The 25,926-nt window shown below is 60.2% G+C and carries 30 protein-coding genes and 1 tRNA gene; 19 read left to right on the top strand and 12 right to left on the bottom strand.

Annotation, left to right across the window (positions count from 1 at the left end):
• The first annotated feature begins 16 nt into the window (after nucleotides 1-16).
• The 8 genes from KUV46_00975 (at nucleotide 17) to KUV46_00940 (ending at nucleotide 6,127) form a co-directional block, all read left to right on the top strand.
• Entirely contained in the window at nucleotides 17-181 is a 165-nt protein-coding gene (locus KUV46_00975) for a hypothetical protein (GenBank protein ID QYJ00980.1), read from the top strand.
• 170 nt (nucleotides 182-351) lie between these two features.
• Nucleotides 352-795, top strand: a complete 444-nt coding sequence (locus KUV46_00970) for a hypothetical protein (GenBank protein QYJ00979.1) — start codon at nucleotides 352-354, stop codon at nucleotides 793-795.
• 49 nt (nucleotides 796-844) lie between these two features.
• Nucleotides 845-1,573 carry an ATPase gene (locus KUV46_00965; GenBank protein ID QYJ00978.1) on the top strand — a complete coding sequence of 243 codons (729 nt, stop codon included), beginning with the start codon at nucleotides 845-847 and terminating at the stop codon, nucleotides 1,571-1,573.
• A 57-nt stretch (nucleotides 1,574-1,630) separates the two neighbouring features.
• The gene (locus KUV46_00960; GenBank protein ID QYJ00977.1) at nucleotides 1,631-2,296 is read left to right on the top strand and encodes a hypothetical protein; all 666 of its coding nucleotides are present in this window, start codon (nucleotides 1,631-1,633) and stop codon (nucleotides 2,294-2,296) included.
• 164 nt (nucleotides 2,297-2,460) lie between these two features.
• Complete coding sequence (locus KUV46_00955; protein QYJ00976.1) at nucleotides 2,461-3,138, top strand: hypothetical protein; 678 nt, start codon at nucleotides 2,461-2,463, stop codon at nucleotides 3,136-3,138.
• Between the two features lie 157 nt (nucleotides 3,139-3,295).
• On the top strand, nucleotides 3,296-4,828 hold the full coding sequence (locus tag KUV46_00950; GenBank protein ID QYJ00975.1) for an acyl-CoA carboxylase subunit beta: 1,533 nt from the start codon (nucleotides 3,296-3,298) through the stop codon (nucleotides 4,826-4,828).
• Between the two features lie 324 nt (nucleotides 4,829-5,152).
• Nucleotides 5,153-5,497, top strand: a complete 345-nt coding sequence (locus KUV46_00945; protein ID QYJ00974.1) for an endonuclease domain-containing protein — start codon at nucleotides 5,153-5,155, stop codon at nucleotides 5,495-5,497.
• A 255-nt stretch (nucleotides 5,498-5,752) separates the two neighbouring features.
• Nucleotides 5,753-6,127 (top strand): hypothetical protein, encoded by a 375-nt coding sequence (locus KUV46_00940; protein ID QYJ00973.1) that lies wholly within the window; start codon nucleotides 5,753-5,755, stop codon nucleotides 6,125-6,127.
• Nucleotides 6,128-6,201: 74 nt separating this feature from the next.
• Here KUV46_00940 and KUV46_00935 read toward each other — a convergent pair whose 3' ends face one another.
• The 7 genes from KUV46_00935 to KUV46_00905 all read right to left on the bottom strand — a co-directional run bounded on the left by KUV46_00935 (nucleotide 6,202) and on the right by KUV46_00905 (nucleotide 11,121).
• On the bottom strand, nucleotides 6,202-6,909 hold the full coding sequence (locus KUV46_00935) for a hypothetical protein (protein ID QYJ00972.1): 708 nt from the start codon (nucleotides 6,907-6,909) through the stop codon (nucleotides 6,202-6,204).
• A 25-nt stretch (nucleotides 6,910-6,934) separates the two neighbouring features.
• Entirely contained in the window at nucleotides 6,935-8,311 is a 1,377-nt protein-coding gene (locus KUV46_00930; protein ID QYJ00971.1) for a peptidoglycan-binding protein, read from the bottom strand.
• Entirely contained in the window at nucleotides 8,308-8,781 is a 474-nt protein-coding gene (locus tag KUV46_00925; GenBank protein QYJ00970.1) for a hypothetical protein, read from the bottom strand. The genes KUV46_00930 and KUV46_00925 overlap by 4 nt, the downstream gene beginning before the upstream one ends.
• Before the next feature lie 224 nt (nucleotides 8,782-9,005).
• Nucleotides 9,006-9,404: a cupin domain-containing protein gene (locus KUV46_00920; GenBank protein ID QYJ00969.1), complete on the bottom strand. Its 399-nt coding sequence runs from the start codon at nucleotides 9,402-9,404 to the stop codon at nucleotides 9,006-9,008.
• Nucleotides 9,405-9,446: 42 nt separating this feature from the next.
• The gene (locus KUV46_00915) at nucleotides 9,447-9,902 is read right to left on the bottom strand and encodes a hypothetical protein (GenBank protein QYJ00968.1); all 456 of its coding nucleotides are present in this window, start codon (nucleotides 9,900-9,902) and stop codon (nucleotides 9,447-9,449) included.
• A complete protein-coding gene (locus KUV46_00910; GenBank protein ID QYJ02328.1) occupies nucleotides 9,886-10,347 on the bottom strand; it encodes a cupin domain-containing protein in 462 nt (153 codons plus the stop codon). Before KUV46_00910 ends, KUV46_00915 begins: the two co-directional genes overlap by 17 nt.
• 27 nt (nucleotides 10,348-10,374) lie before the next feature.
• The gene (locus KUV46_00905; protein ID QYJ00967.1) at nucleotides 10,375-11,121 is read right to left on the bottom strand and encodes an SDR family oxidoreductase; all 747 of its coding nucleotides are present in this window, start codon (nucleotides 11,119-11,121) and stop codon (nucleotides 10,375-10,377) included.
• 137 nt (nucleotides 11,122-11,258) lie between these two features.
• Here KUV46_00905 and KUV46_00900 point away from each other — a divergent pair, with 137 nt between their 5' ends.
• From KUV46_00900 to KUV46_00890, 3 genes are all read left to right on the top strand, one after another.
• On the top strand, nucleotides 11,259-12,164 hold the full coding sequence (locus tag KUV46_00900) for a LysR family transcriptional regulator (GenBank protein QYJ00966.1): 906 nt from the start codon (nucleotides 11,259-11,261) through the stop codon (nucleotides 12,162-12,164).
• A 150-nt stretch (nucleotides 12,165-12,314) separates the two neighbouring features.
• Nucleotides 12,315-12,821, top strand: coding sequence for a DUF411 domain-containing protein (locus KUV46_00895; GenBank protein ID QYJ00965.1), 507 nt, complete (start codon nucleotides 12,315-12,317; stop codon nucleotides 12,819-12,821).
• Between the two features lie 162 nt (nucleotides 12,822-12,983).
• Nucleotides 12,984-13,631: a hypothetical protein gene (locus KUV46_00890; GenBank protein QYJ00964.1), complete on the top strand. Its 648-nt coding sequence runs from the start codon at nucleotides 12,984-12,986 to the stop codon at nucleotides 13,629-13,631.
• 97 nt (nucleotides 13,632-13,728) lie between these two features.
• Here the strand turns inward: KUV46_00890 and KUV46_00885 are convergent, their stop codons facing one another.
• On the bottom strand, nucleotides 13,729-14,094 hold the full coding sequence (locus tag KUV46_00885; GenBank protein QYJ00963.1) for a hypothetical protein: 366 nt from the start codon (nucleotides 14,092-14,094) through the stop codon (nucleotides 13,729-13,731).
• A gap of 158 nt (nucleotides 14,095-14,252) precedes the next feature.
• Here KUV46_00885 and KUV46_00880 point away from each other — a divergent pair, with 158 nt between their 5' ends.
• Nucleotides 14,253-16,490 carry a M3 family metallopeptidase gene (locus KUV46_00880; protein QYJ00962.1) on the top strand — a complete coding sequence of 746 codons (2,238 nt, stop codon included), beginning with the start codon at nucleotides 14,253-14,255 and terminating at the stop codon, nucleotides 16,488-16,490.
• Between the two features lie 118 nt (nucleotides 16,491-16,608).
• Here the strand turns inward: KUV46_00880 and KUV46_00875 are convergent, their stop codons facing one another.
• A complete protein-coding gene (locus tag KUV46_00875; protein QYJ00961.1) occupies nucleotides 16,609-17,217 on the bottom strand; it encodes an ABC transporter substrate-binding protein in 609 nt (202 codons plus the stop codon).
• A gap of 232 nt (nucleotides 17,218-17,449) precedes the next feature.
• On the opposite strand from KUV46_00875, the gene KUV46_00870 reads away from it, so the two are divergent.
• Nucleotides 17,450-18,457, top strand: a complete 1,008-nt coding sequence (locus KUV46_00870) for an SDR family NAD(P)-dependent oxidoreductase (protein ID QYJ00960.1) — start codon at nucleotides 17,450-17,452, stop codon at nucleotides 18,455-18,457.
• Between the two features lie 22 nt (nucleotides 18,458-18,479).
• Here the strand turns inward: KUV46_00870 and KUV46_00865 are convergent, their stop codons facing one another.
• Both KUV46_00865 and KUV46_00860 read right to left on the bottom strand, forming a co-directional pair.
• Complete coding sequence (locus KUV46_00865) at nucleotides 18,480-19,010, bottom strand: VOC family protein (protein ID QYJ00959.1); 531 nt, start codon at nucleotides 19,008-19,010, stop codon at nucleotides 18,480-18,482.
• Between the two features lie 2 nt (nucleotides 19,011-19,012).
• Nucleotides 19,013-19,663 carry a carboxymuconolactone decarboxylase family protein gene (locus tag KUV46_00860; protein QYJ00958.1) on the bottom strand — a complete coding sequence of 217 codons (651 nt, stop codon included), beginning with the start codon at nucleotides 19,661-19,663 and terminating at the stop codon, nucleotides 19,013-19,015.
• Nucleotides 19,664-19,948: 285 nt separating this feature from the next.
• Here KUV46_00860 and KUV46_00855 point away from each other — a divergent pair, with 285 nt between their 5' ends.
• The 5 genes from KUV46_00855 (at nucleotide 19,949) to KUV46_00835 (ending at nucleotide 25,043) form a co-directional block, all read left to right on the top strand.
• The gene (locus KUV46_00855) at nucleotides 19,949-20,359 is read left to right on the top strand and encodes a BLUF domain-containing protein (protein QYJ00957.1); all 411 of its coding nucleotides are present in this window, start codon (nucleotides 19,949-19,951) and stop codon (nucleotides 20,357-20,359) included.
• A 95-nt stretch (nucleotides 20,360-20,454) separates the two neighbouring features.
• A complete protein-coding gene (locus KUV46_00850; protein ID QYJ00956.1) occupies nucleotides 20,455-21,429 on the top strand; it encodes a hypothetical protein in 975 nt (324 codons plus the stop codon).
• Nucleotides 21,430-21,586: 157 nt separating this feature from the next.
• Nucleotides 21,587-23,584: an acetyl/propionyl/methylcrotonyl-CoA carboxylase subunit alpha gene (locus tag KUV46_00845; GenBank protein ID QYJ00955.1), complete on the top strand. Its 1,998-nt coding sequence runs from the start codon at nucleotides 21,587-21,589 to the stop codon at nucleotides 23,582-23,584.
• 37 nt (nucleotides 23,585-23,621) lie between these two features.
• The gene (locus KUV46_00840) at nucleotides 23,622-24,161 is read left to right on the top strand and encodes a DUF805 domain-containing protein (protein ID QYJ00954.1); all 540 of its coding nucleotides are present in this window, start codon (nucleotides 23,622-23,624) and stop codon (nucleotides 24,159-24,161) included.
• Nucleotides 24,162-24,239: 78 nt separating this feature from the next.
• Complete coding sequence (locus KUV46_00835) at nucleotides 24,240-25,043, top strand: DUF805 domain-containing protein (GenBank protein QYJ00953.1); 804 nt, start codon at nucleotides 24,240-24,242, stop codon at nucleotides 25,041-25,043.
• Here KUV46_00835 and lipB read toward each other — a convergent pair.
• Nucleotides 25,031-25,732, bottom strand: a complete 702-nt coding sequence (gene lipB, locus KUV46_00830) for a lipoyl(octanoyl) transferase LipB (protein ID QYJ02327.1) — start codon at nucleotides 25,730-25,732, stop codon at nucleotides 25,031-25,033. The genes KUV46_00835 and lipB overlap by 13 nt on opposite strands.
• An 83-nt stretch (nucleotides 25,733-25,815) precedes the next feature.
• Between lipB and KUV46_00825 the strand changes: the two genes are divergently transcribed.
• A tRNA-Leu gene (locus KUV46_00825) sits at nucleotides 25,816-25,900 on the top strand.
• Nucleotides 25,901-25,926: the final 26 nt, after the last annotated feature.

The following is a 25,926-nucleotide window of genomic DNA, read 5'->3' as shown; positions in this document are numbered from 1 at the left end:
AAACAAGGGGAATCTCATGAAAAAGTCTTTGGTCGCACTTCTCATCGGTATGGGCGCAATTGGCGGTGTCGCAGCATGTGACAGCAATGATGGTCCAGCAGAGGAAATGGGCGAAGAAATCGACGAAGCCGGCGATGAAATGGAAGAAGCTGGCGACGAGCTCGAAGAAGAAGTCGAGTAAGACTTTTCATAGTCAACCGATTGAAGGGCCGGCCTGGAAACAGGTCGGCCTTTTTCTTTTAGTGCGCTGATAAAAATGAAGAAAACTGCAGTTGGCATGGATCGAAATCGGGATGGTTGCGTTTGATTTCTAACCGGATCGCAATGAAGCACCTCGAAAGGACCCAAGCCGTGAAGTACAACATCGATTATATTCTGACGGGACTCGCAGTTGCCGCAATCGGTGGTGGCGCACTGGCTCTATCGGCTCACTCCAGCACGACAGCGAGCAGCGTTGCGACCCAGTTTACCGCAAACGACACCGCCGTCTTCGACCGTAATTTCGAGATTGCCGACCGCAATTGTGATGTCGGCTATGCCGCGCAGAAGCTTTGCTTTGAACGCACCGCTCTCGAAGACCGCATCGAGGTCGGCGAGATGTTCCCCGAGACGATGTATCCGCTGGCGCTTGAGTGGCGCGCAAACCTCGCTCTGGAACGCAAGGCCGATAATCTGAAAACCGTCCGCATCGGTCAGAGCATTATCCTGATGGAACGCGACACGCGGATGGTCGTCGACAAGATGGATCTTTCCGGCCAGCGCCATGCTAACGCGGACACGACCGCCGCAGGCTAGCTGAACGCAGAATTTGACGTTTTGCCTCCGCATGGCATGAGGTCGCTGCATGACGACGCGCAAGCCAACCCCGCCAAATCTGCCCCGTCGCTTCTATAAGGAGGCGGCGGTTTCGCGTGAGGGCGACAAATGGGCCATCCTGCTGGACGGCAAGCCCGTACGCACGCCTGAGAAGAACCACCTCGCGACCGAGCATGAGACGCTCGCCACCCTCATCGCAGAAGAATGGGCCGCGCAGGGCGGACTGATCGACCCGACCACCATGCCGCTGACGCGCTTGCTGAACGTCTCGATAGACGGCGCCCCCGGTGCGCGCGATGCTCTCGCCGATGAGGTCGCGAAATACACCGAAACCGACCTCGTTTGCCACCTTGCCGATGGGCCGAGCGAGCTGCGCGCCCGCCAGGAAGCAGGCTGGGGCCGTTGGCGCGAATGGGCGGGCAAGAAACTCGACATCGTGCTCGTCCCCGTCGAAGGCATCATCGCCTCACCGCAACCTGACGCCTCGCTCAAGGCCGCCCGCGACCATGCCGCGAGCCTTGATGATCTACGCCTCACCGCGCTGACCTGGGCGATGGCGCTCTATGGTTCGGCCGTCCTCGCGCTGGCGGTAGAGCAGGGCGAGCTTGATGCCCTCGACGCCTTCGACCTCTCCCGCATCGACGAGACCTGGCAGATCGAGCAGTGGGGCGAGGACGAAGAAGCCATGGACGTGGTCGCGCGCCGCCGCGCCGATGCCGACGCCATCGGGCAACTCTTCGCTGCCATTGCGCGTTAGATCATCCTTCAGGCCCGGTGCCCGGTTCGGGTGCCCGCCACCAAGGAGGAGAACGCCATGACGTACAGGTTCCAACTTGCCGCCTGCGCCGCCCTGGCCGCTGTCTTCCTTGCCGCCTGCGATCCTGCCACCCCGGCAGACCCGGAGCCGCTGACACCGCCCGAAGAAGCAGCCTTGCCAGCTGATCCGGCCATGCCTGCGCCCGGCACATCCACGGGCACGACTGGCGACACCGCCGGTATGGACGCCCCCTCCCCTGATCAGGTCAGCCCCGCGGCCTGCGCGACCATCACGGCTGACGGCCTTTGCGGCGTCGAGTTCGGCATGAGGGACGATGAGGCCAGGGAAGCACATCTCGCCGGTCTCTACGCCATGGGCGACGGCGGCACGGGCGAAGAGAGTGCCTGCTACTATCTTGGGCCCGAAGAGGGCAATTACGATGTCGGCTATATGGTCGAGGGCGGCAGCGTGAAGCGCATCGATATCCGCGCGCCAGGCGTCGTGACCCCCGAAGGCGTCGAAGTCGGCATGAGCGAAGCCGAGGTCGAGGGCATTTATCCCGGTCTGGAGCGCCAGCCCAATAAATATACTGACCGCGACGATCTCATCGTCGAGATGGATGGCGGGGCAAAACTCATCATGGAAACGGACGAGGCGGGCACTGTCTCTGCCTACCGCGTCGGCCTGTCGCCCGCCGTCGATTATGTCGAAGGCTGCGCCTGATTCCGCACGCCAGACCTAAACAATGCCTCAGGCGCTGCGCACACTTGCGTGGCGCCTGACGTGTTTCGGCATACAACACATTGAAAATAAATAATTAATAAGGTGAACGGAATCCGAACAGGCCGGTCACGCTGGGTTCGACTGCGGCATGTTTTTCTGCTGCCATGATGAAGAACGTCATGAAGAACCGGGTGGCAGCGCTGGCTTTGGCGGCTCTCCCACTCACCGCAGCACCTGCCTTCGCAGATGAGGCCCCTCACCGCTCCGCGACCGCCTTTTCGGGCGCATTCCTCAGCGTCGCCGACGCCTCATTCTACATCTCCGTCGGCAATGACCGCTGGCGTGGACGCGATGGCCGTTATTACAGCAATGACCGCTATGGCCAGCGCCCGTGGGAAACCCGCCAGCTTCGCCGTGATGCCGTGCGCCAATGCGCCGCCGTCATCCAGCGCGAAGGCTACCGCGCCGGCTTCCGCGACGTGGACATCGACAATGACCTGCGTGTCCGCCAGATCGGTCCGCGTGGCTTTGTGGTCCGTTTCGACGATGTCGAGTTCGAAGGCCGCCGCCGCGAATTCTACCGCGATGTGAACTGCACGGTCCGCCGCGGTCAGGTGGTAGAGCTGACAGGCCTTCCGCAGCCAGGGCGCCGCGGACACCACCGTGGCTACAACAATGGCTACCACAATGGCCACAATGGCTATCGTAGCTACTCGTCCACCACCTACGGCCCGCGCGGCGCGCATACGGTGACGACGACCACAGCGACCCAGACGCCAGATCCGCACCTCTATGGCGGACGCGGCAACCGCGATGATCGCGGCCACCGCCGCGGCAACTAAGGGCCTGACACGGCCTGCTGGATGCAGGCACGCGCCCAACTGAAGAAAGGCTGGCAGGTTGCCCATGCGGCAGCCTGCCCTTTTTCTTGCGTCGCCCGCCTCATTCAGTAACAAGGACAGCCATATCCAAGGACTCACCGATCGAGAGGGCTGCCCCATGAAAGACGTCATCGAAGCGCTTGAGGCAAAACGCGAAGAGGCCCGCATGGGCGGCGGCGAAGGCCGCATCGCCAAGCAGCACGAAAAAGGCAAGCTCACCGCGCGTGAGCGGATCATCCTCCTGCTGGACGAAGGCAGCTTTGAGGAAACCGATATGTTCGTGGAGCACCGCTCCCACGACTTCGGCATGGAAGAACAGCGCATCCCGGGCGACGGCGTCGTCACCGGCTATGGCACGGTCAATGGCCGTCTCGTCTATGTCTTCTCAAAAGACTTCACCGTGTTCGGTGGCTCGCTGTCGCTGGCCCAGTCAGAAAAGATCGTGAAGATCCAGAAGGCTGCGGCCCGCAATGGCGCGCCTGTTGTCGGCATCTTCGATGCGGGCGGCGCACGTATCCAGGAAGGCGTCGATTCGCTTGCGGGCTATGCCGACATCTTCATGGAAAACGTCCTTTCCTCCGGCGTCATCCCGCAGATCTCCGTCATCATGGGCCCATGTGCTGGCGGCGACGTCTATTCGCCTGCCATGACCGACTTCATCTTCATGGTGAAGGACACCTCCTACATGTATGTGACCGGCCCGGACGTGGTGAAGACCGTCACGAATGAGGAAGTCACCCACGAATCCCTCGGCGGTGCGTCCGTCCATGCCAAGAAGTCCGGCGTTGCCGATGGCGCGTTCGACAATGACATCGAGGCGCTCATCCAGATGCGCCGCCTCATCGACTTCCTGCCGCTGTCAAACCGCGAGGAAGCGCCAAAGCGCCCAAGCTTCGATGATCCGGACCGTGTCGAGGAAAGCCTCGACACCCTCATCCCGGACAATCCGAACACGCCTTACGACATGCGTGAACTGATCGAGAAGACTGCCGATGAAGGCGACTTCTTCGAAATCAGCCCTGATTTCGGCGCCAACATCCTCTGCGGCTTTGGCCGTATGGAAGGCTCCACCGTCGGCTTCGTCGCCAACCAGCCGATGACGCTCGCCGGCGTCCTCGACATTGACAGCTCGCGCAAGGCGGCCCGTTTCGTGCGCTTCTGCGACTGTTTCAATATCCCAATCGTCACCTTTGTGGACGTGCCGGGCTTCATGCCGGGCACCAAGCAGGAATATGGCGGCCTCATCAAGCATGGCGCAAAGCTCCTCTTCGCCTATGCCGAAGCCACCGTCCCGAAAGTTACCGTCATCACCCGCAAGGCCTATGGCGGCGCCTATGACGTGATGAGCTCCAAGCACCTTCGCGGTGACATGAACTATGCCTGGCCAACCGCTGAAATCGCCGTGATGGGCGCCAAGGGCGCGGTGGAAATCATCTTCCGCAAGGATATTGGCGACGAGAAAAAAATCGCCGAGCACACCAAGATGTACGAAGACAACTTCGCGAACCCGTACGTGGCCGCGAAGAAGGGCTATATCGACGACATCATCATGCCGCACTCCACCCGCCGCCGCGTCTGCAAGGCGCTACGCACCCTACGCGGCAAGGAACTCGAGAACCCGTGGAAGAAGCACGATAATATTCCGCTTTGAGGGGTTAAGAGCCTGTTCGCTCCTGCGAACCTCTGCAACAAGATCACCAACTGCAAAACCCGCGCTTTCCCCTCTCCCTCGGGAGAGGGTGCGGAGGAAGAAGCATCGCACTGCAATGCGCCGAAGCACGGGTGAGGGGGAGCCAGGGCTGCGTCTGGGTGCAGCGCCTGCAGTGATGCGATGTTGAAGCGGATCATCACTGCAAATCGGGTCGCGTGCTGGGAGAGCATGCCCCCTCATCCCCGGCCCTTCTCCCGGGGGAGAAGGGAGGGTGCCGGGCCGAAAAACTTGCGCCCGCTTGTAACCTCTGCGCACTTATCTTCCATGTCAGACCCGCGAACCACCGGACGTGCGAGACGTCTGCGCCAGACAGCAAATGCCCCGGAAGACAGAGCATGGCAGACGCTGCGAAAGCTGCGGGCCCACGGCTTTCCGGTAAAACGGCAATATCCCATCGGCCCGTACATCGTCGATTTCGCGATCTATCGCGCAAGGCTCGCCATCGAAATCGACGGACTCATCCATCAGCGCGCCGACATCGCAGGAACCGACCCGGTACGCCAGCATGAAATCGAAGCGATGGGCTGGCGGGTTGTGCGGTTCAGCGCCGAAGAGGCGTTGGACGCTAATCTAGTGTGGCGCCGAGTGTCGGATTTCCTCAATCTCTAAGACACGCGCTTTCCCCTCTCCCTCGGGAGAGGGGTCAGGGGTGAGGGGGAGCAGAAATCGTTTTAAGCGCTGGGGGTGGCAGTGATGCTCCTTCCGAAAGCGCATCACTGCGCGCACGTCGCTTTGCTGGGAAGCCGCTCCCCCTCATCCCCGATTCCCATCATGGTGAGCGAAGTCGAACCACTCCCGGAGGAGAAGGGAGAGGATGGACGAGAAGTTTCCCCACCCCTCCAAACCACGCCCATACTCCCGGCCATGCTCAGCCGTGACTGGATCCATGAAACCCTTGCAAAGCTGCCGGTCTGGACCTGGCCGTTCTTCCTGATTCAGGTTTGGGCGACGGAGCGCTACTACCGCGCCTATCGCGCGGCGAACCCCATCGGCATGCTCGGCGTCCGGGTCCTGCCCAATGGGCGGATCGTCATCACATTACAGGTCGCGGGCGAGAAGAGGGCGGAGCCTTCGTGGCGCGACTTTGCGCCCGCCGCCCCGTGGAAACGCCTCGCGCCGGGCGCAGCATTCTCCATTTTGACGCGTGCACCGCGTGTGCACCGTATCTGCACCATCACTGCACCGCTGATGCACTTTGCACGCACGCCTCAGCCGGCAAGACCGCTCGCCCCGCCATAGCTCCGTGAACGAAAATCAGACCTCTAACGCCGCAAGTCCGACCGACCCTGCGGCCGCATGTGCTGGCCGCTTGGCTAATGCTTGCGGTCGCAGGCGCTTGTCGTGAACAGGTCGGCGATCACGCCTTCGCAGTCGCGGTCCTTGCGGTGGTGACGGTCCCGGTGTGGGCGATGGCGGCGGTCGTAGCGATCGTAATGGTCGCTGCGCGGATAGCTATGGCCATAGACCCGGCGCTGCACGACGGGCGCGGCAATAGAGGCGCGGATTTCTGCGAGCGACAGCGACACTTCGGTGAACCGGTCCTGCGACCGCTCCCACGAATTGAGCGAGCCGACGCAGGCGCCTTCCTGATAATCGCGCTGATGCATGCAGGCGGCATAGGCGCGGCAAGAGCCCTCGGCGAAGCGATAGGCCGCGTCGAGATCGAGCTCGAAAGCGCGCAGGATCTCTGTGCGTTCGGTCTGCGGCCCGGTGGGCGGCTGATCCACGCGCAGGGTGCCCTGGGTTGATTGCGAGCGCTCGTTCACGTCCCCACCGGAGGCATAGCCGGTCACTAGGAGCGCGCGCGCGGCCTCAATGCGTTCGTCACGCTGGGCGCGCAGGGAGTCCACGTTACACACTTGCAGGGCGGTATCGATGGCGATCGCGTCGGCGGTGGTGACAACGGGCGCAACATTCGGCGGAAAGGGGTTCACCGGTGGGGGCACATAAACCGGGGAACGGGCGCAGCCGAAGAGCGCGGTCGCACTGATCAGTACGCTAAGAAGGGTCAAATTGCGCATCGGTCCTGTCCTCTCGATTTAACCGTCACCGGCTTGCATTGGCGTCCAGACACCCGGCGGCGGCCGGTGGAACGCGGGCGCGCATGGCATTGCGCAGAATTTCCATTGCCCGCGCGCCGCGCCCGGGTGTTTCGCTGGCCTCTTCCTCGATCTCCTGCCGGATCCGCGCCCAGCGCACCTGGGCGTTAGGAGCATGAACGAGTTCGGGGGTGGCCCGGAAGCGGCGCGCAATGTCATGGCCGAGATCGGCCGCGTCGCGGAGATATGCGTCAGCGCGCTCAGGGTTTTCGACGATGGCGCAGAGCCGGTAGGAGCCGAATACGGCGCCGGTGCCGTAGATCACTGCGAGATTGAAATTGGCGTCCGGATCGCCGCGCACAGCAGCCATTTCCAGCCATTCCAGCGCCAGATCGGTGTTCTGCACGACGCCAAGGCCAACTGCGTGCATGATCCCCAGGACGTTCTGGACGCTGGGGTCACGTGCGGTCTGTGCGGCATGACACATAAGCTGGGAAGTCTGGCGCGGGGTCAGGGAGGCGGTTTCGTCATAGCCGAGCTCGCGCTGGAAGGCGCGAACGGCCCGGCGCGTCTCTGCCCCATAAGCGCCGTCAATTGCGCCGCTATAATAACCCAGCGCCATGAGTGCGGCCTGACGCAGATTGAGCCCGATTACATCGGCCATTACGCTCTCTGGATCGCGTGCAATCCGGGCGAGGCTTTCCTGCGAGACCGGACAATCCACAAGGTGTGCCTGCAGGCGGCGTTGGGCGAGGATTGAAGATTGCGCACCGAATGGGCGTCCCCAGGCAACTGACCGGCTCCAGTAAGCCATTGCAGCTTCGCGCGATGCCGGCATCAGCGGACGTCCGCCTGCTTGCTCACAGCCAAAATCGATGATCGAGGAATAGGTCTCGCCGCAATCAAGCTCGAGCGTGGTCAGCTCGGCATCCCCGCGCAGGAGCCAGTAGCGCGCCGCTTCGCTATAGACCCGTGCAGCGACGGGCCGGGGCACGCATTCAGCCGCGCCATAGACGCAAACCAGTGCGGCGTTCGTGCCCGGGGCTATGGATTCCAGATGAAACGCCCAGGGTTCGGGCGGGAAGGACTCGCGGCGGGGCCCGGCCCAGCCCCGGTCCGGATGGGTCCAGTTCGGGGGGATCTGATCGCTGCGACTGGTGCCGCGCGGCGTCCAGCCGCCTTGCTGTTGCGCCAATTCCGGCTGGGGGCGAGGCTCCCACCCACCTGTAGATTTGACGCTGATTTGTTCGTCCACCGGAACGAGGTCGGCTTGGACGTCGTACCCTGATGGTTGCGCCTTGCTATCGGCTGCCAGGAACGCCGCGGCGCCGCCGATAATCAGTATGCCCAAGGCGAGGGTGATGAGGATGTAGACCCGGTTCATGACCCTTGCTCCAATACTGGTGGCTGGCCGACATAGGGCCGTACCGGTGCTTGCGGCGGAGGGGCGCCACCAATCCCCAGATTGTCCTCGAGAACGTAATAGCGCGGCTCGCAGACGGGTATTTTGCAAATATCAGAAGCTTCCACGCATAGGTCCGCATCGCGCCCGATGAAGCTATTCTCGGCCAGACGGCCATCAAAATAGCGGAGGCGATACTCGTCCCGCTCAAGTTCGCTAACGTACGATTGATAGGCGCCCTCGGACAGTTGCATCTTCAGAACGCCAGCAAAGCACGAGCAATTGTCACGCCCGTAAGTGTTGGTACAGGCAGTGTAGATCGTGTCATCGTGCGGCTTGCTCGAGAACATGCCGCTCCGCAGGGCGCCAAACAGCAGCAGAAGGACAACGATCAGGACGACTAGCGCCCAGATCCAGCCCAATCCGCGGGGATATCGATCCTGTTCATACATATTTGCCTGTCCCCGCCCCACCACAGGCGTCTGCCCTTTGTTAAGGTTAACGTATGATTAAGTCCACCCGTTAACCATAAAAGTGCGCCGGGGACCGGACTGACTTTGCCGCCCATGAACCCTGGCGCGTTGCCTTTTGGACAGTCTTCACTCTCGAACTGGGCAAAAAAAACGCCAACGGGCCGGGCACGCTGGCGTTTTTTGAAACTGCAAGACTTATTCCTTCACTCGGCGAGATAATCCTCGTCGCTGACCTTCTCCATCCATTCGACATTCTTGCCGTCGAGGGCTTCCTGAATGGCGATATGGGTCATGGCCGTTGTGCTTGTCGCGCCATGCCAGTGTTTGTGTCCGGGAGGGCACCAGATGACATCGCCCGCGCGCACTTCGACACGTTCCTCGCCCTCACACCGCGTCCAGCCGACCCCGGATGTCACGATCAGGGTCTGGCCGAGCGGATGGGAGTGCCAGGCAGTCCGCGCGTTGGGCTGGAATGTCACGATGGCCCCTGTCACGCGCGATGGGTCCGGACGGTTGATCATCCAGTCGATCCGCACGCTTCCGGTGAAGTTTTCTTCGGGGCCGAAGACAGCCTCCTGAGAACCGTTTCTGATAATTTCCATGTTGGGTCTCCTTGTTTGCGGGGAGTGGAGGGGGGGACTGTGCTAGCGGGCGCGCTCTATTCTCACCGTTAGATCGCCAGCGCCGCCAAGCGCCTCGGGCATCTGCTCGAACGCTCCAAGCCGGACGAGGCCGGGGGATGCCCGGAACGGCTTGTAGAAAATCGCGATGTTTCCCCAGGGGGCGAAGACGGTGATATCACCTGCTCTGGGCTCGTAACTTGCCGGTGCGCCAGATGTGTCGAGGTCTCGCGGCAGGTCCGCCACTTTCTCGATCCCGTGATAATCGCGCAGGACAAGGTCTAGCGGCAGAAGGGACGCAAAATCGCGCGCCGGCGGTGTGTCGTCGAGGGTCGCTGCGTAGGGGCTTCCGTTGAGGGTGATTGTAAGGGCCAAGTCCTGCCTCTGCTTGTCTTGAGCGGATACGACGGGAGAGAAGGCAAGCGCGGCGCTGAAGATCACCGCGCCCGCCAGCGCCGGGACGCTATTTGCTCTCGCCATGATACTGCTCGTCGCTGACGGCTTCGCCCCAGACAACGGTCTTTGCGTCATTGAACTGCTGGATGGCGTAGTGGCTCATACGCGTTGTGTCGGTTGCGCCATGCCAGTGTTTCACGCCCGGCGGGCACCAGACAATGTCGCCAGGTTCAATGGTCTGCTTCTCGCCGCCTTCTTCCTGAACCCAGCCCTTGCCATCGATGACGACAAGGCGCTGACCGGCAGGATGTTCATGCCAGTTTGATCGGGCGCCCGGCAGGAAGGTCACTATGGCTGCGCTGCCGAAGAACGGTTCGCTATTGGAATAGATCGGCTCAATCAGAGCGGTCCCGGTAAAATAGTCGGGTGAGCCGATTGTCGCTTCACGGCTGCCATTCTCGCTGATCTCCTGCGTCTGAGCGCTGGCGGCTGATATGGCGAGGGCGCAGGTCGCAAGTGCGGTGGTCATAAATCGTTTCATGGGGTGTCCACTTTCTTAGACGGGCTGGACTGTCGGGCGAAAGAGGATCTCGTTCACATCGACATTCTCAGGCTGGGAGACGGCGAACGAGACCATATCGGCCATCGTGCGGGCGGGAACGGCGATCTCCTTGACGAACCCGCGAACTTCATCGCCTGTTCCTTCTTCGGTGATATGATCGGTCAGTTCGGTATCAACGGCGCCAGGTGAGATAACGGTGACGCGAACATTATAGTCCTTCACCTCCTGGCGGAGCCCTTCGGACAGCGAACGAACGGCATGCTTGGTCGCGCAATAGACGGCGCCCGTCGCCACAGTCTTGTGACCATAAACCGATGAGACGTTTATGACGTGCCCGGACTTCTGTTCCTTGAAGACAGGCAGCGCCGCGGCGATGCCGTAGAGTGTGCCTTTGATGTTCACGTCGATCATCTGGTTCCACTCATCAATCTTGAGACTCTCAAGATGTGAGAGCGGCATCAGACCGGCATTGTTGAAAATAACGTCCAGCTTACCGAACTTGTCCGTCGCCGCTTTTACGAGGGCCTGGACGTCTTCAAGGCGCGTTACATCAGTCTCAAGCGCGATCGCTTCGCCGTCCGCTGCCTCGATCTCTTCTACGATTTTATCGAGCCGATCCTTGCGGCGTGCGCCGAGGACGATCTTCGCCCCCTTTTCGGCGAGGTCTCGAGCGGTGGCCTCTCCCATGCCGCTGGACGCCCCGGTAATGACGATGACTTTTCCGGCGATATTGTCTGCCATGTTGATCTCCATTCAGTTCTTACCCGCTTCGGGCTTACGATGGAGACGATGTGGCGCGAAAACAGCTCGACATAAGGGCGCCATCGTTTGATGAACAGGTGAAAGAAATTCATCTATAAGCTTGAGAAGAGGGCGATATGCCACTGAGACGGTCAGATCTGGGTGACTTTGCTTATTTCGTTTCAATAGCAAAGCAGGGCAGCTTCCGGGCCGCCGCAATTGAAATGGGCGTCAGCGCATCAGCTTTGAGCCACGCCATTAGCGGGCTGGAAGAGCGTCTTGGTCTTCGCCTTCTGAACCGGACAACCCGTTCGGTGACGCTTACCACGGCAGGAGAAGCGCTGCTCCAGTCAATTGATGGCCCCCTTGGCGATATCGAGCAGGCAATGGAGGATCTGAACCGTTTTCGCGACAGGCCTGCTGGCCGTATCCGGATAAATGTTCTTGAGGACGCCGCCTCGCAGCTTTTGACGCCTGCGCTTCCAGTGTTCATTGAGCGCTATCCCGATGTCGAGATCGACATCAGTGTGAACAACCGCCTGATTGATATCATTGCGAGCGGCTTCGATGCAGGCATCCGTCATGGCGGCACCGTGCCGGAAGACATGATTGCCCAGCGCCTGTCGCCAGACTTTCGATGGAGAACGGCGGCATCTCCGGCCTACATCAGGCAGTCCGGCAGGCCCAGTCATCCCCGCGAACTTACGAGCCATCGGTGCGTCCGCTTCAGGTTGGGGAATGATCAGATGTATTCATGGGAGTTCGACGCCGACGGTGAAATGATCAGCGTAGATGTGCCTGGTCCAGTTACTGTGCGCGACAGTCACACGATGCTCGACCTCGGCTTGCGCGGCGCAGGTATCATCTATGGCCCTGAGCCAGTGCTGAGTCGCTACGTCGCCAATGGGCAGCTCGAATGGGTGCTGGAAAGCTATGCCCCCATCGGGCCAGGCTATCACATGTATTATTCCAGCCGGAAACATTTGCCGACGGGCCTTAGACTTCTGATCGACCTCATTCGGGAATTGAAGCCATGCGGCTAATGTGCGGCCCAAGGGGTGAAAGCAGAAATTGGCGCTAACCCTCGCCGCCTCTCGCGGATTTCATCTGGCGGCGCCTTTAAGGTGACATCACGACCTGCGGGCGATTAAGATTGTGGCATTTGAACAGATGCCCGCAAGAAAGGTCCTGCCATGCCGAAACTCTTTGCCTCCGCCATTGCCAGCCTCGCGCTCGCCGGTGCCGTCTTTACGGGCTGGAGCCTCTTTTCCGCGCCCATGCCGGCGCATGCCCAGACGATGAATGTCCATAAGACACCCTGGTGCGGCTGCTGCGCGAAATGGGCCGAGCATCTGGAAGAGAACGGCTTCGACGTCGTGATCCATGAGCATGAAGACCTGACCCCGATCCGCAGTGAGCTTGGCGTGCCGGGTGAACTGCAGAGCTGCCATACTGGCGAAGTGAACGGCTATGCTGTCGAGGGCCATGTCCCGGCCGCAGACATTCGCCGCCTGCTCGCTGAAATGCCGTCGGCGCGCGGCCTCTCTGTTCCGGGGATGCCGGCTGGGTCTCCGGGCATGGAAATGGGCGACCGTGTCGATGCCTATGAAGTCATCCTGTTCGGTGATGATGGTCAGCAGGTCTGGGCGAGCCATGGTGATGCGCAAGATGGCGCCCACGGTGAAGGTCACGCGCACTAGTACTTCTCAAATACATAGAAGTCTAAAGTTGCGGCATACTGTCCACATGAGACGGAAATGCCTGAGTGCGTCAATTTTATCCTCAATATTTACCTATAGAATATATATTATCGAGTATCGGGCCGCTGCTGGAAGACGCGGCATTGAGAAAGGGAGGCTATCATGGGACGAGCAGTCGGGGTCCGTAACGCTGATTACGATATCAGGCGCCAGAGCCTTCTGGATGGGGCGACAGATTTTGTCCTGCGAGAGGAGGTCGTCTCTCCATCGCTTCGCCAGATCGCCATTGCGGTCGGGGCGTCCGACCCGACGATAAAGCACTATTTCGGCACGCGGACCGAGTTCGTTGGCGACATATTGAAGAATATTGGCCAGCGATGCGAGCCTTGGCGCGCCCAATTGCGGCAGGGGTTTCCGACGATCCGCGAGGCGCTGGACGACTTTGTTGTCATGTCGCGTTCGCTTCCGGAAAACCAGATGCTGGTTCAGGCCAATCTCTTTGCCTTGCGCGAAAGCCTCAATGAGCCAGCCATCTTCCAGGCCTATGTCCGCTATGTTGTCGAGCCAAACATAGAAGCTCTGGCCGAGCGGCTGGTCCGCTCGCCTGGTGGCCCGAAAAACTATGCTACAGCCCGCGCGGCGGCAGGCATGCTGACCTCAAACCTCTCCATGATCGCGCTGCGCCAGATCATGCTGGGCGATAGCGATGAGGTGGCCATGAGCGTCAGCGAACGCTTTGCCTTCACCATGAACTGGATGAGCAATGGCCTTCTCAATGATCCCGATGCCGAGAAAGTCGGCGCGGCCTAAAGCGTCGGTCCTTCGTGTCACTTCGGCCCGCCGCTTTATGTCCTTGTTTTGGCGCAAGTATCCGTTCGCAAACGATTCCGTTTGCTCCGAACTTGCTTTAGGCGCTGATCTTCCTGCGCTGCCACAGCCATAGGCCAAGCGCGATAATGATGAGCTGCACCGCGATCCGCGCGGATGCAGCCCATGGGACTGAGAAGATCGGGTCGGCCCGGAAGAAATCCCAGACATGGATTGGCAGGTAGACCAGGCACATCATGGCGAAGGCGAGCCCGGCAATCGCCCGCGTGCGGGGCATCAGGACGCCAATGCCAATCGCGATCTCTGCAATGCCAGACAGATAGACGATAGCAAGCTTCGGCCAGCCATCGGGTACTGCGCGGAAGAACGGCTCCGGCATGATTATGTGTAGGACGCCGCCGACCAGCATCCAGACGGCGATAATGATGATGGCGATCCAGTGCATGGGCTGTTTCCTTACCGCATTGTCATCCTAAATCCTTGCGACGGATTGGACGTCCGGCGCAAGCGGGTGCTAGGACTCCAGTTAATTGCGTTTGAAATTAGTTTGATCCCCAAGGCCAACAGGCCGACCGGATCAGCCAAACTGGAGTGATGATACAAGTGAAACTGAAGACCCTTCTTTTTGCTGGCGCGTCCGCGCTGACGATGAGCGCCATGAGCCCGGCGGCTTTTGCGCAGGATGCAGCCACCGAAACCATGGCCCAAGAGGCTGACACGACCGACGCAGCTGACATGGCGCCTGCGGCCGACCCGCAAGTTCTGCTGGCGGAATGGACCGGTCCATATGGCGGCGTGCCGCCATTCGACCAGGTCGATGTGGCCATGTTCCAGCCAGCCCTCGAAACGGCTATGGAAAGCGCGCGCGCCGAGATCGATGCGCTGACCGCGCAGACTGAGCCTGCGACGTTCGAAAACACCATCCTGCCCATGGAGCAAGGCGCAAGCGAGCTTAGCCGCGCGCTGACGGTCTATGGTATCTGGGCCTCGAACCTGAACGGTCCTGAGGTTCAGGCCGTGCAGCGTGAAGTCGCGCCAAAGCTCGCCGCGTTTCAGGATTCGATCTACCAGAATGCTGCCCTGTTTGAGCGTATCGACGCGATCTATAATGGCGACGACTACGACCAGCTGACCGCGGAGCAGCAGCGTCTCGTCTGGGATTATTACACTGACTTTGTTCGCGCTGGCGCTGCGCTGGATGAAGCCGAGAAAGCCCGCGTTGCCGAGATAAACCAGGAGCTGGCAACGCTTTACACGACATTCTCGAACAATCTTCTCAATGATGAGCAGGCCTATGTGACCTGGCTGAGCGAAGACCAGCTCGGCGGCCTGCCGGACTCGGTCATCAGTGCGGCCAAGTCTGCAGCCGAGAGCCGCGACAATGAGGGCGGCGAATATGCTATCCTCAACACACGCTCTTCCATGGACCCGTTCCTGACCTATTCAGACGACCGCGCCCTGCGTGAGAAAGTCTGGCGCACCTATTATGCGCGCGGCGACAATGGCGATGAGTATGACAATAATGACGTGATCGCTCAGATCATGCCGCTGCGCGCCGAACGCTCGCAGATCCTCGGCTATGAGAGCTTTGCACATCGCTCGATTGAGAAAGCCGTCGCTGGCAATCCGCAGGCCGCCATGGACCTGATGCTGAAAGTCTGGCCCGCCGCGACCGCAAAGGTCGATGAGGAAGTCGCCGCGATGCAGGCCATCGCCGACGAGGAAGAGGCCTGGATCAAGATCGCGCCGTGGGACTATCGCTATTATGCCGAGAAAGTCCGTCAGGCTGAGTACGACTTCGATTCCGAGGAAGTGAAGCAATACCTCCAGCTTGAGAACCTTCGTGAAGGCATGTTCTGGATGGCTGGCGAGCTCTATGGGATGGAGTTCGAACAGGTCACGGACGTGCCGGTCTTCCATGAAGATGTCCGCGTCTGGGAAGTCACCCGCGACGGTGAACATCTCGGCCTCTGGTATTTCGATCCATATGCCCGCACCGGCAAGCGTTCGGGTGCCTGGATGAATGCCTACCGCACGCAGGACAATATCGACGGCTTCACCACGCCGATCGTCTCGAACAATTCGAATTTCGTGAAGGGTGCCGAGGGCGAAGCTGTCCTGATTTCATGGGATGATGCTTCGACGCTGTTCCACGAATTCGGCCACGCACTGCACGGTCTCAATTCCAATGTGACGTACCCGTCGCTCGCCGGTACTGCCGTGCCGCGCGACTATGTGGAGTTCCCGAGCCAGGTGCACGAGAACTGGCTGCCGACGCGCGAAGTGCTGGAGAATTATGCGCTTCACGTCGACACGGGTGAGCCGATCCCGCAGGAGCTGGTCGACAAGATCGAGCGTGCCGCCAATGCCCGTCAGGGCTTCGATACGACCGAGTATCTGGCAAGCGCCCTCGTCGATATGAAGCTTCACATGATGACGGACTTTGAAGGCTTTGACCCTGACGCTTTCGAGCGTGAAACGCTGGAAGAGCTTGGCATGCCGGAAGAGCTGCCAATGCGTCACCGCATGCCGCAATTCGCGCACGTCTTCTCTGGTGAAGGCTATGCGGCTGGCTATTACGCCTACCTCTGGGCCGACACGTTCAGCGCGGATGCCTGGGAAGCGTTCGAAGAAGCCGGCGGTCCTTATGACCGCGAGACGGCTGACGCCTTTGGCAAGTGGATCCTGTCAGTCGGCAATACGCTGCCGCCGTCTGAAGCCTATGAGAACTTCCGTGGCCGCCAGCCGGATACGGATGCGCTGATGCGTGACCGCGGCTTTGGAGTTGCGGGCGAAGCTGCTGGCAGTGTGGGCGACGACACGAACGCACCGCTCGAATAGGCGGGTTGCCATATCAAAAAAGTGGAAAGGCCCCGATCCATTCGGGGCCTTTTTGTTTGGGGCAAAAGAAAAGCCGGCGCGAAGGCCAGCTTTTCAAAATAAGCGAGAGGTTTGAAGCCTAGCTCGAAATCTCATTGATCAGTGCATCAATGTCGCCATTGTTGCGGTCGAGGATCGCGCCGAACTGTGCGCGCTGTTCAATCGCGAACCAGATGTCCTGAGCCTGAATATCGACGATATGCCAGCTGCCATTGGCAACGACGCGCCAGCTCATTTCCTGAGGCAGCTCATTGTCGGCGGTGCGAACCTGCGTCACGACGATGGCATCCTTGTCGCCGCGCGGGACGACGTCCGTCACCTCGACATCCGCCCCGGAGAGCCCGGACAGATGCTCTTTCATCTGGTTGCGCGCGAAGACTTTGAAGGCATCGACATAGCGTGACTGCTCGTCGGCCGAGAGGTCTGCCCACTTGTTACCAAGCGTGAACTTGGCGACAGCGTCTATATCAACATTGGAAAGAACGCGGTCTGCTTCGTCGTCCGAAATGACCTGGTCATCCAGCGCCGTCACGGCTTGTGAGGCGGTATCGGTAACGAGCAGGGCTGCGTCGTGGTCTTCGTTGGCTGCCTGCGCGAGCGGGGCAATTGCCAGCGCACATGTCGCAATGAAAGCACCAGCGGCCATGCGGGCGCGCAGCTTTTGAGTGAATCCTTTGGCTTGCGTCATCATCATCTCCTTGTGCGATTGCACGTCTGTAATTCTGTTCAACGCGTCGTTGCGTTTGCTCATGACGCAAATTGAGAACGCGCTTTGCACAAACCGGTTTCACCAAAGGCTGTGATGACACTTATTTCATGAGCGCATAGGCGGTCACCGAAACGTGTAGGGGCGGGCGTTCGACATGCTCGCTGGCTCGGTTACATTGAGGGCAGCAAAACGAGCGAAGAGGTGCCCCAAGATGTCCCGTTCCATGTCCCCCAGCCGCCGCCAACTCCTTCTCGGGGCAGGCGCTGCGGCGCTCGCCGCGTCCACGGTTTCAGGCGCATCGGCGCAATCAGCTGGCAGCGACGCGATGGGGCTGGCGGGCAAGTCGATCCTGATAACGGGTACGTCTTCAGGCTTTGGGCGCCTCGGCGCGGAGCACTTTGCCCGGCTGGGCGCGAAAGTGTTCGCGACCATGCGCAACCTGCCGCGGCCTGAAGCTGATGAGCTTCGTGCGCTGGCCGAGGATGAAGGTCTCGATATTACGGTGATCGAAATCGACATCACCTCCGATGAGCAGGTCGAGGCGGGCGTCGCAGAAGCTGAAGCCGCGGCGGGCGGCGCGCTCGATATCCTGATCAACAATGCGGGCATCGCCATGTCCGGGCCAATCGAGGTTCAGGACCTTGAGGCAACAAAGCTGATGTTCGACACGAACGTGTTCGGTGCACAGCGCATGATCCGCGCGGCGCTCCCTGCCATGCGCGAAGCCGGGCGCGGCCAGATATTCAATGTGACTTCGCAGCTTGGCCGCCTGATCATTCCGGGGCTCGGCCAGTATTCGCCAACGAAGTTCGCGCTAGAGGCGCTGAGCGAGCAGCTCGCCTATGAGACGGTCGACAAGGGGATCGACATCACGATCATCCAGCCGGGCGGCTATCCAACGGAGATCTGGCAGAGCGCAGCAGACCGTTCAGGTGCCCTGAAAGAACGCACGGGCGATTCGCTGCTTGCGGCCTATCCGCAGCTGACGGCCGGGATGGGGCAGGCGAGCAATGGCGGTGGATCGACTGACCCGATGGATGTGCCGCGCGCGATTGCGGAGATCATCATGATGCCAGCTGGGCAGCGCCCGCTTAGGAAGCCTGTCCACCCGGCCGCGAAGCCGCAAATCCCGATCAATGAAGTGTCGGCGCAGCAGCAACTCGCCATGCTGGGCAATTCCGGCTACGGGCCGTGGCTGCGCGCTGTCCTGGAGAGGTAGGACGGCCAATCAGGTCTGAAGATCAGGCCGGCTCCGGCTCCCAGAACTTCACAAGGGCAGGGGGCGGGGACGGCTTGAATTCGGTTTCGTCCAGCGCGGCCAGCGCGCGTTCGCGGTCGGCCTTATCGAAGGTGCCGGTGGTGAGGCAGAACTCCACGCCGTTGCCGTTCGGGTCGGTCGTGTAGATGGAGTGGCACCAGTTATGGTCGATCTCGAAAACGCGGAGGCCGGCCTTGCGCCATTTTTCCTTCCATTCCGCCAGCTCTTCCTTGGAAGAGACTGAGAAGGAATAGTGATTGGTCAGCGGCGGCAGATTGGCCGCCTTGTTCAGGTCGTGGATGTGCTTGTCCTGGGTTTCAGTGTCGTGCAGCTCCCAGAAGGCGATGAATTTGGAATCGTCGCCGTCCATCCGGTAGAAGAAGTGCTTGCCCCAGCCGCCTGATGGCACGGGCGCGACCTCAACCTTCACAAGCTCAAAGCCCATGATCCCTTCATAGAAATCGTGGGTCGCCTTCATGTCTTTCGCAGCGAGCGCGAGGTGATGGTATGCCATGACTACTTTTCCCCTTTTTTATCAGTGTCGACCATGGCCATGACGTCGGCGCTGTCGCCGCCGGGGGCCGGAACTTCGACGATGCGGTCTTCGACATCGTCATATTCGAGCCGAAGCGCCCGGCTCATGATGGCGTGCATCATATAGGTGCAGGTCGTGTAGGTCAGCTCGAGGATTTCCTCGTCCGACAGGCCCTGTTTGAGGGCATTGAAGGTGCCGTCGCTGACGCGGCCGCGCTGGAGGACCAGCTCATCTGTGTAGGCTAGGACGGCGCGCTCTATCGGGCTGTAGCAGTCAGCTGTCTGCCAGTGCGGGATTGCGTCGATCTGGGCTTCGGTGAGGCCGACATCGCGGCTCGCCTTGCAGTGCTGAGAGAAGACGAATTGCGAGCCGACGGTGAAACCGGCGCGTGTCTGGCCGAGTTCGCGCAGTTTCGGGTCAAGCTTTCGCTCTTTCGAGCGGTAGAACTGAAAGCCTTCGGTCGTGTGCTTGAAGGCATCGGGAACGATGTTGAAGACGGTCCACCAGTTGCCGGGTGTGCCGGTCGCGGTGCAGGGGCTTTCGATCGGATCGCGGTCGCCGAACAGCAGGTCGAATATCCGGTTCGCGAAGGGGTTGCCGGCCTCACGGCCCGCCTGTTTCAACCTCGGCACATTTTTCCTCCCTGACATCCTGCCTGTGGCGGTGTCATTCTTCTTGTCAGGCTGAAATTGTCCGGGCTTCCCCAAAGGCAGTCAAGCGAGGGCTTTTAGGGTGCGTTCGGCTACAAAACCTTGAAAACGGACAAGGCTTGATCAGTTGACGGTATCAATATTGATTAGAAAATGATACTTTGCCGAGGTGTGAGGGGCGTCCCTGCCCAACAATGTCTGGTAGACTGTAAATGCCGCTTCAGAGGCGGCATGTGACCGCGCGAGAGAGGATAAAGAGACACACGAATGTATCGGCTGGTTTATGTCAGTACGGCTGTGGATGGCCTTCAGGATGACGATATCGACAGCATCCTCAACGTGTCGCAATCCAATAACGATGAGCGTTATCTGACTGGGTTTCTCGCCCATAATGGCCGTTCGTTCATGCAGGCTCTTGAAGGCGAGCGCGAGGAAGTCCTCGAAATCTACGGCCGCATCCTGGAGGATGACCGCCACTTCGGCGTGGCGCAGATCATTGGTGAACCTGTCGAAAAGCGTGCCTTTCCGGAATGGAGCATGAACTATCACCGAGTCGACGACCATGAAGGCTCCTCGACCATGATCGTGCGCCAGGACGAATCAATTGATGCGCTGCTCAACCCCGACATGCCCCGCGACCTTCTTTATCTCTTCTCCAAATTCCTCCGTATGCGCTGAGGCTCCGCCCCGGCGGATTTCGCGTTTGATAACGCCTTTTAAAGGGGTTTCTGCGAGGTTTGAGGCTGTCAGAACCGGCCCCGGGTGGAAACAGGATGTCCGAGGATTTGAAAGCGCGCACCGCGCAGATCGCGAAGCTTGGACAGCTGAGCCAGTCTGAAGCGCGCCTGCTTCTCAATGCAATCTACAGCGACGGCATCGTTTCGCGCGACGAGGCTGAGGCACTTTTCCGGCTGAATTCGAAACTGCCTGCGCCCGATCCTGACTGGACTGACCGGTTTGTCGAGATCGTGAAGGACTATCTTCTCCTGCATGAAAAGCCGGCAGGCTGGGTCACCGAGGAAGAGGCCGGATGGCTGATCGCGCAGATCGACCGGGAAGGGCATTTGCCAAATGACGCAGAGATCGACCTCATGCTGTCCACGCTGCGCTATGCCGAGGGCGCGCCAATCAGGCTCTCGCACTACTGCCTTGAGGCAATCGCAGACCGGATCATTGAGGTAGGCTTTGCCGACGATGCCATGACGGAGCGGATGCGCCGCATCCTGCATGCGCCAGCGGGCGACGGATCAATCTCCATCTCGCGGCATGAAGCGAATGCCCTGTTCCGCATCAATGATGCGATTGGTCACGCGATGAATTCCAAAAGCTGGGAGAATGTGTTCGCCAAGGCCGTGCTGAACCACCTCGTCTCTGCGGCGCACCCAGACCCTATGACTGAAGAATGCGCGCTGACGCGTGAGGCGTGGCTGCGTGATACGGATGTCGATGTTGGCAGCTTCCTTGGCCGGATGAGCGGTGCGTTCGTCAGCGGCAAATGGTTCGACCGGGTCAGCTATAGTGAGGAGTCCGCGGCTCGGGCGCGCTATTATGCGGCCAGCGAGGCGCGGCGATCTGGCGCAAAGATTACAGAAGAAGAGAACCAGTGGTTCCTGAAGCGCCTTGGCTGGGACAAGTCGGTGACCCCGGCTGAGCGCCGCCTCGTCAACCTGATGAAAGAAGACCTTCCGGCCTTTGTTCGTGGGCTATCCGAGGCCCTGCGAGAAGACGGTTTGCGCGACAGCGCCTGAGCTCTATCGGCTCTCAAACTGACCCCATAATCAGGACGGACTGCAATCAGACCGCTTAATCCGGCCAGATGACGCAAGGGCACGTCATGGACAGGCTGGCCGCCGGGCTATAAGTCAGGGCTTCTTTTATAAATTACTGCTGATTCAGGGGTCAGTCATGTTCGAGAAAATCCTGATCGCCAACCGCGGCGAGATCGCTGTTCGTGTGATCAAGACCTGCCGACGCCTCGGTATCAAAACGGTCGTTGTCTATTCAGATGCTGATGCCGGCTCCATGGCGGTCGAGATGGCCGATGAGACGGTTCATATCGGTCCGTCGCCTGCTGCCGAATCCTATCTGGTCATGGACAAGATCGTCGATGCGGTGAAGCAGACCGGCGCTGAAGCGGTTCATCCCGGCTTTGGCTTCCTTTCGGAAAACCCTGAATTTGCAAAGCGGCTTGAGAAAGAAGGCATCGCCTTCATCGGCCCGAACCCGCACGCCATCGAGGCGATGGGCGACAAGATCAGCTCCAAGAAGCTTGCCGACGAGGCAGGTGTGAGCACTGTGCCGGGCCATATGGGCCTGATCGAGTCGACCGAAGAGGCAGTGAAGGTCTCTGGCGATATCGGCTATCCGGTAATGATCAAGGCATCGGCTGGCGGCGGCGGCAAGGGCATTCGCGTCGCTTACAATGACAAGGAAGTCCAGGAAGGCTTCCCGGCCGTGAAGGCAGAGGCAAAGGCCTCATTCGGCGACGACCGGATCTTCATCGAGAAATTCATCGAACAGCCGCGCCACGTCGAAATCCAGATCATGGGCGACAAGCACGGTAATTGCGTCTACCTGTTCGAGCGCGAATGTTCGATCCAGCGTCGCAACCAGAAAGTCATCGAGGAAGCGCCGAGCCCGCTGCTTGATGAAGCGACCCGCAAGAAGATGGGCGAACAGGCCGTCGCGCTTGCCAAGGCCGTGAACTATGACAGCGCTGGCACGGTCGAGTTCGTCGCCTCCGGCGCCGACAAGAGCTTCTACTTCCTCGAAATGAACACCCGCCTGCAGGTGGAGCACCCGGTCACGGAGATGATTACGGGCGTCGACCTTGTCGAGCAGATGCTGCGCGTGGCGTCGGGCGAAAAGCTGGCGATCAAGCAGGACGATCTCAAGATCAATGGCTGGGCGATTGAAAGCCGCGTCTACGCTGAAGACCCGTACCGCAAGTTCCTGCCATCCATCGGTCGTCTCCGCCGCTTCCACCCGCCGGTCGAAGGCCCGCTGGGTGAGGGCACGGTGCGCATGGACTCTGGTGTACGCGAAGGCGACGAGATCTCCATGTTCTACGATCCGATGATCGCCAAGCTGGTGACCCACGGCGAGGACCGCGATACCGCGCTCGATACGCAGGCGTCCGCGCTTGATCGTTTCCACATCGAGGGCATTCAGGACAACATTCCGTTCGTGGCCGCCGTTATGGATGAGAAGCGTTTTCGGTCCGGCGACATCACCACGGCCTATATCAAGGACGAGTTCCCTGATGGCTTTGACGGCGTGGAGCCAACCGACAAACAGCGCCTCTATCTGACGGTCACGGCCGCCTACGTGCACGGCGTCTTTGCGCGGCGCGCCGAGAAGATCTCTGGCCGCATGAGCGAGCCAAGCGCTGCGCGCAAGGACTGGGTGGTCATCCTCGACAAGCACCAGCAGCCGATTGAGCTCGAACTTGGCGATGACAGCGCAAAGATCACGATCGACGGCAAGACGCACAGCCTGGAAACCGAATGGAAGCCGGGCACGCATCTGCTTGAAGGCAAGATCGACGGTGAACCTTTCGCCGTGAAGTTCGCTGACAAGACCGAGGGCTATCTGCTGCGCCACCGCGGCGTTGCCGTGCGGGCGCTGGTCTGTACGCCGCTGACAGCCAAGATGCTGGAGCGCCTGCCTGAAAAGCCGAAGCCGGATACGTCCAAGCTGATCATCTCGCCAATGCCGGGCCTGGTGGTCTCGGTCGACGTTGAGGTTGGCCAGCAGGTCGAGGAAGGCGAAGCGGTCTGTATCGTCGAAGCGATGAAGATGCAGAACATCATTCGCGCTGAGGCGACCGGCACCGTGAAGACGATCAATGTCGGCGCTGGCGACAGTGTTGCTGCCGACGAAGTCATGGTCGAATTCGAGTAGTCTCAGCGTCCTCACACCGGAGCTTTGCCGTCAGGCGATGAAAGACCTTCTTTTCAATCCCAATGGGCGGATCGCGAAGCGTCGCTTCTGGCAGGGCGTCGTGCTTGTGACCGTCGTGGCGGTGATCAAGCGCGGTATAGAGATCAAGCTGCCGGGGGCGATGGACAACGGGCTTGGCATCATCGCCCTGCTGCTCACCATCGGGCTGGTCTACGCAAACATCTGCATCTTCTCCAAACGCTTCCACGATGCTGGCACAACTGGCTGGTGGATCATTGCGGTCTGGTTCGGGAAGTTCTTCGTCTTCGTGATGATGTTTGCCCTGTTCGGCGGTCTGTTCCTCGGCAGCGAGGGCACCGCGCTGCTTGAAGCGGTCATGGAAGGCTGGGCGACAGCAGATGAAGCGCAGCTGACGCAAGCCTCCCGCCGTCTCGTTGACCTGCTTTTTCCCCTGATCATCCTGTCCTACGTCGTAAATGGCGTGCTGGCCGCGCTTGTCGTTGGCAGTTTGCCAAGCGAGCCAAGCGCCAATAGCCATGGCCGACCGCCCGGCGATGGTCCCGAGACATTCAACTGATATTTCTCTTATCGTTTATTGATAAATTCAAAACTGGCTGTATAAGCGTTTATCGATAAGACGCGAAAGCTATCCAGAATGTCTGTTACCACTGAGAACGTAGTCGACCCAAAGCGCCCGTGGCTGACGGATGAGCGAGAGCTGCCGCAGAACATGAACTGGCTGCAGACCCTGTTCGACCCGACGGGTGAGTCGCCGCGGCTCCACTTCACGCGAGCCTGGACGCTGCTGTTCACGCTGCAGGCGATGATCATCGTGGTGCCGTTCACGATCGCACTGGTTCTGAACCTGGCCGGCGGCGATGGCAGCGGCGTTTCGACTTTCGGTACTTATGCGACGCCGGTGGTTTTCATCGTCACGACGCTGATGTCCTATGTGATCCATTCGCGGCGCCTGAACGATGCGGGCAAGACGCCGCTGCTGGCGATCCTGCCTCTGGTGCCGCTCATCATTGGATGCGCGGTTTTCGTCATGACGGCGCAGAGTTCCGCGAAGAGCTATGACAAGCAGTTCGAGATGCGTCAGGACTATCTTGCTGATCCGGACGCCTTCCGCGAGCGCCGGCGCGCAGAGCGAGAGGCAGCGCGCGCAAAGGCTGAAGCTGAAGGCGGCGGTGAAAGCGCCCAGCAACAGCAGCGCCGTGGCCGCGGCGGTCCTCCCGGTGGTCGCGGAGGCCCGAATCTCGATCAGCCTATGGATCCTAAGACCGAGGTCGTGCTGAAAGCTGCAGCACCGATGATCCAGAATGTGATGATCCCGCTAAGCGGTCTGCTCGCGATCTGGAGCCTGATGTGGGTTGCGCGGGTGCCTTACTTTGGCAACTATCCGCCAAATGGTGGCCAGTCATGGCCCGCAGCCGACCGGCGGCCTTACGCGTCCTGATCGCGAAGTGGGGCAGGGACGTCTTCCAGTTCAGACAGGAAGACGTTGCGAAAAGCCTTCTTCAGCGCAACATCGGCATCATCCATCGTGACCGGCAGGCCGAGGTCGACAAGGCTGGTGACGCCGAGGCCATCATCTGAGATCCCGCATGGCGTGATGCCTTCAAAATGGGTGAGATCAGGTTCGACGTTCAGGCTGATGCCGTGGAAACTGACCCACCTTTTCAGACGGAGGCCTATGGCGGCGATCTTGTCTTCGCGCACCGGGGCGCCGGGCGATGACCGGTCAACCCAGACGCCAACACGTCCGCAGCGGACCTCGCCTTTCACGTTGAACTCATCCAGCGCGCCGATGACCCAGGCTTCTAGCTTGGCGACGAAGTCACGCACATCGCGGCCACGCGCGGCGACATCAAGCATGACATACGCCACACGCTGGCCGGGGCCGTGATAGGTGTATTGGCCGCCGCGGCTCGTCTCATGGACGGGGAAGCGATTCGCATCCTTGAGGTCATGCGGCTTGGCACTGGTGCCCGCGGTGTAGAGCGGGGGATGCTCAAGCAGCCAGACCAGTTCGGGGGCACCTTCATCGCGGATCGCCCTGACACGGCGCTCCATGAAGGCGATAGCGGCTTCATAACTGACCGGCTTGTCGCTGACGGCCCATTCAACTGCAGGAAAATCTGTCATTTCGCGCATATAGAGGTGCATGCGGGGCTTCACAAAGCTACTTTGCGCACTTATACCGCGCGGACTTCCCGTAGGGATCCAGTGCGGTCGTGGCGGAACTGGTAGACGCGCAGCGTTGAGGTCGCTGTGGAGCAATCCGTGGAGGTTCGAGTCCTCTCGACCGCACCATCCCTGGGGAAGACAGGCAGCGAGGG

Source organism: Thalassovita mediterranea, assembly GCA_019448215.1.
GTDB lineage: Bacteria > Pseudomonadota > Alphaproteobacteria > Caulobacterales > Hyphomonadaceae > Henriciella.
Note: the sequence above shows the minus strand (reverse complement) of the source record. Positions and strands in the feature narration are given on the sequence as shown.

What these genes read in the sequence shown, in the direction of transcription:
- KUV46_00905 (QYJ00967.1), bottom strand. Translation starts at nt 11,121, where the DNA reads ATGGCAGACAATATCGCCGGAAAAGTCATCGTCATTACCGGGGCGTCC.
- KUV46_00935 (QYJ00972.1), bottom strand. Translation starts at nt 6,909, where the DNA reads ATGCGCAATTTGACCCTTCTTAGCGTACTGATCAGTGCGACCGCGCTC.
- KUV46_00885 (QYJ00963.1), bottom strand. Translation starts at nt 14,094, where the DNA reads ATGCACTGGATCGCCATCATCATTATCGCCGTCTGGATGCTGGTCGGC.
- KUV46_00900 (QYJ00966.1), top strand. Translation starts at nt 11,259, where the DNA reads ATGCCACTGAGACGGTCAGATCTGGGTGACTTTGCTTATTTCGTTTCA.
- KUV46_00915 (QYJ00968.1), bottom strand. Translation starts at nt 9,902, where the DNA reads ATGGCGAGAGCAAATAGCGTCCCGGCGCTGGCGGGCGCGGTGATCTTC.
- KUV46_00965 (QYJ00978.1), top strand. Translation starts at nt 845, where the DNA reads ATGACGACGCGCAAGCCAACCCCGCCAAATCTGCCCCGTCGCTTCTAT.
- KUV46_00850 (QYJ00956.1), top strand. Translation starts at nt 20,455, where the DNA reads ATGTCCGAGGATTTGAAAGCGCGCACCGCGCAGATCGCGAAGCTTGGA.
- KUV46_00835 (QYJ00953.1), top strand. Translation starts at nt 24,240, where the DNA reads ATGTCTGTTACCACTGAGAACGTAGTCGACCCAAAGCGCCCGTGGCTG.
- KUV46_00960 (QYJ00977.1), top strand. Translation starts at nt 1,631, where the DNA reads ATGACGTACAGGTTCCAACTTGCCGCCTGCGCCGCCCTGGCCGCTGTC.
- KUV46_00895 (QYJ00965.1), top strand. Translation starts at nt 12,315, where the DNA reads ATGCCGAAACTCTTTGCCTCCGCCATTGCCAGCCTCGCGCTCGCCGGT.
- KUV46_00910 (QYJ02328.1), bottom strand. Translation starts at nt 10,347, where the DNA reads ATGACCACCGCACTTGCGACCTGCGCCCTCGCCATATCAGCCGCCAGC.
- KUV46_00840 (QYJ00954.1), top strand. Translation starts at nt 23,622, where the DNA reads ATGAAAGACCTTCTTTTCAATCCCAATGGGCGGATCGCGAAGCGTCGC.
- KUV46_00920 (QYJ00969.1), bottom strand. Translation starts at nt 9,404, where the DNA reads ATGGAAATTATCAGAAACGGTTCTCAGGAGGCTGTCTTCGGCCCCGAA.
- KUV46_00925 (QYJ00970.1), bottom strand. Translation starts at nt 8,781, where the DNA reads ATGTATGAACAGGATCGATATCCCCGCGGATTGGGCTGGATCTGGGCG.
- KUV46_00955 (QYJ00976.1), top strand. Translation starts at nt 2,461, where the DNA reads ATGATGAAGAACGTCATGAAGAACCGGGTGGCAGCGCTGGCTTTGGCG.
- KUV46_00975 (QYJ00980.1), top strand. Translation starts at nt 17, where the DNA reads ATGAAAAAGTCTTTGGTCGCACTTCTCATCGGTATGGGCGCAATTGGC.
- lipB (QYJ02327.1), bottom strand. Translation starts at nt 25,732, where the DNA reads ATGACAGATTTTCCTGCAGTTGAATGGGCCGTCAGCGACAAGCCGGTC.
- KUV46_00940 (QYJ00973.1), top strand. Translation starts at nt 5,753, where the DNA reads ATGCTCAGCCGTGACTGGATCCATGAAACCCTTGCAAAGCTGCCGGTC.
- KUV46_00930 (QYJ00971.1), bottom strand. Translation starts at nt 8,311, where the DNA reads ATGAACCGGGTCTACATCCTCATCACCCTCGCCTTGGGCATACTGATT.
- KUV46_00870 (QYJ00960.1), top strand. Translation starts at nt 17,450, where the DNA reads ATGTCCCGTTCCATGTCCCCCAGCCGCCGCCAACTCCTTCTCGGGGCA.
- KUV46_00865 (QYJ00959.1), bottom strand. Translation starts at nt 19,010, where the DNA reads ATGGCATACCATCACCTCGCGCTCGCTGCGAAAGACATGAAGGCGACC.
- KUV46_00875 (QYJ00961.1), bottom strand. Translation starts at nt 17,217, where the DNA reads ATGACGCAAGCCAAAGGATTCACTCAAAAGCTGCGCGCCCGCATGGCC.
- KUV46_00890 (QYJ00964.1), top strand. Translation starts at nt 12,984, where the DNA reads ATGGGACGAGCAGTCGGGGTCCGTAACGCTGATTACGATATCAGGCGC.
- KUV46_00855 (QYJ00957.1), top strand. Translation starts at nt 19,949, where the DNA reads ATGTATCGGCTGGTTTATGTCAGTACGGCTGTGGATGGCCTTCAGGAT.
- KUV46_00845 (QYJ00955.1), top strand. Translation starts at nt 21,587, where the DNA reads ATGTTCGAGAAAATCCTGATCGCCAACCGCGGCGAGATCGCTGTTCGT.
- KUV46_00945 (QYJ00974.1), top strand. Translation starts at nt 5,153, where the DNA reads ATGTCAGACCCGCGAACCACCGGACGTGCGAGACGTCTGCGCCAGACA.
- KUV46_00950 (QYJ00975.1), top strand. Translation starts at nt 3,296, where the DNA reads ATGAAAGACGTCATCGAAGCGCTTGAGGCAAAACGCGAAGAGGCCCGC.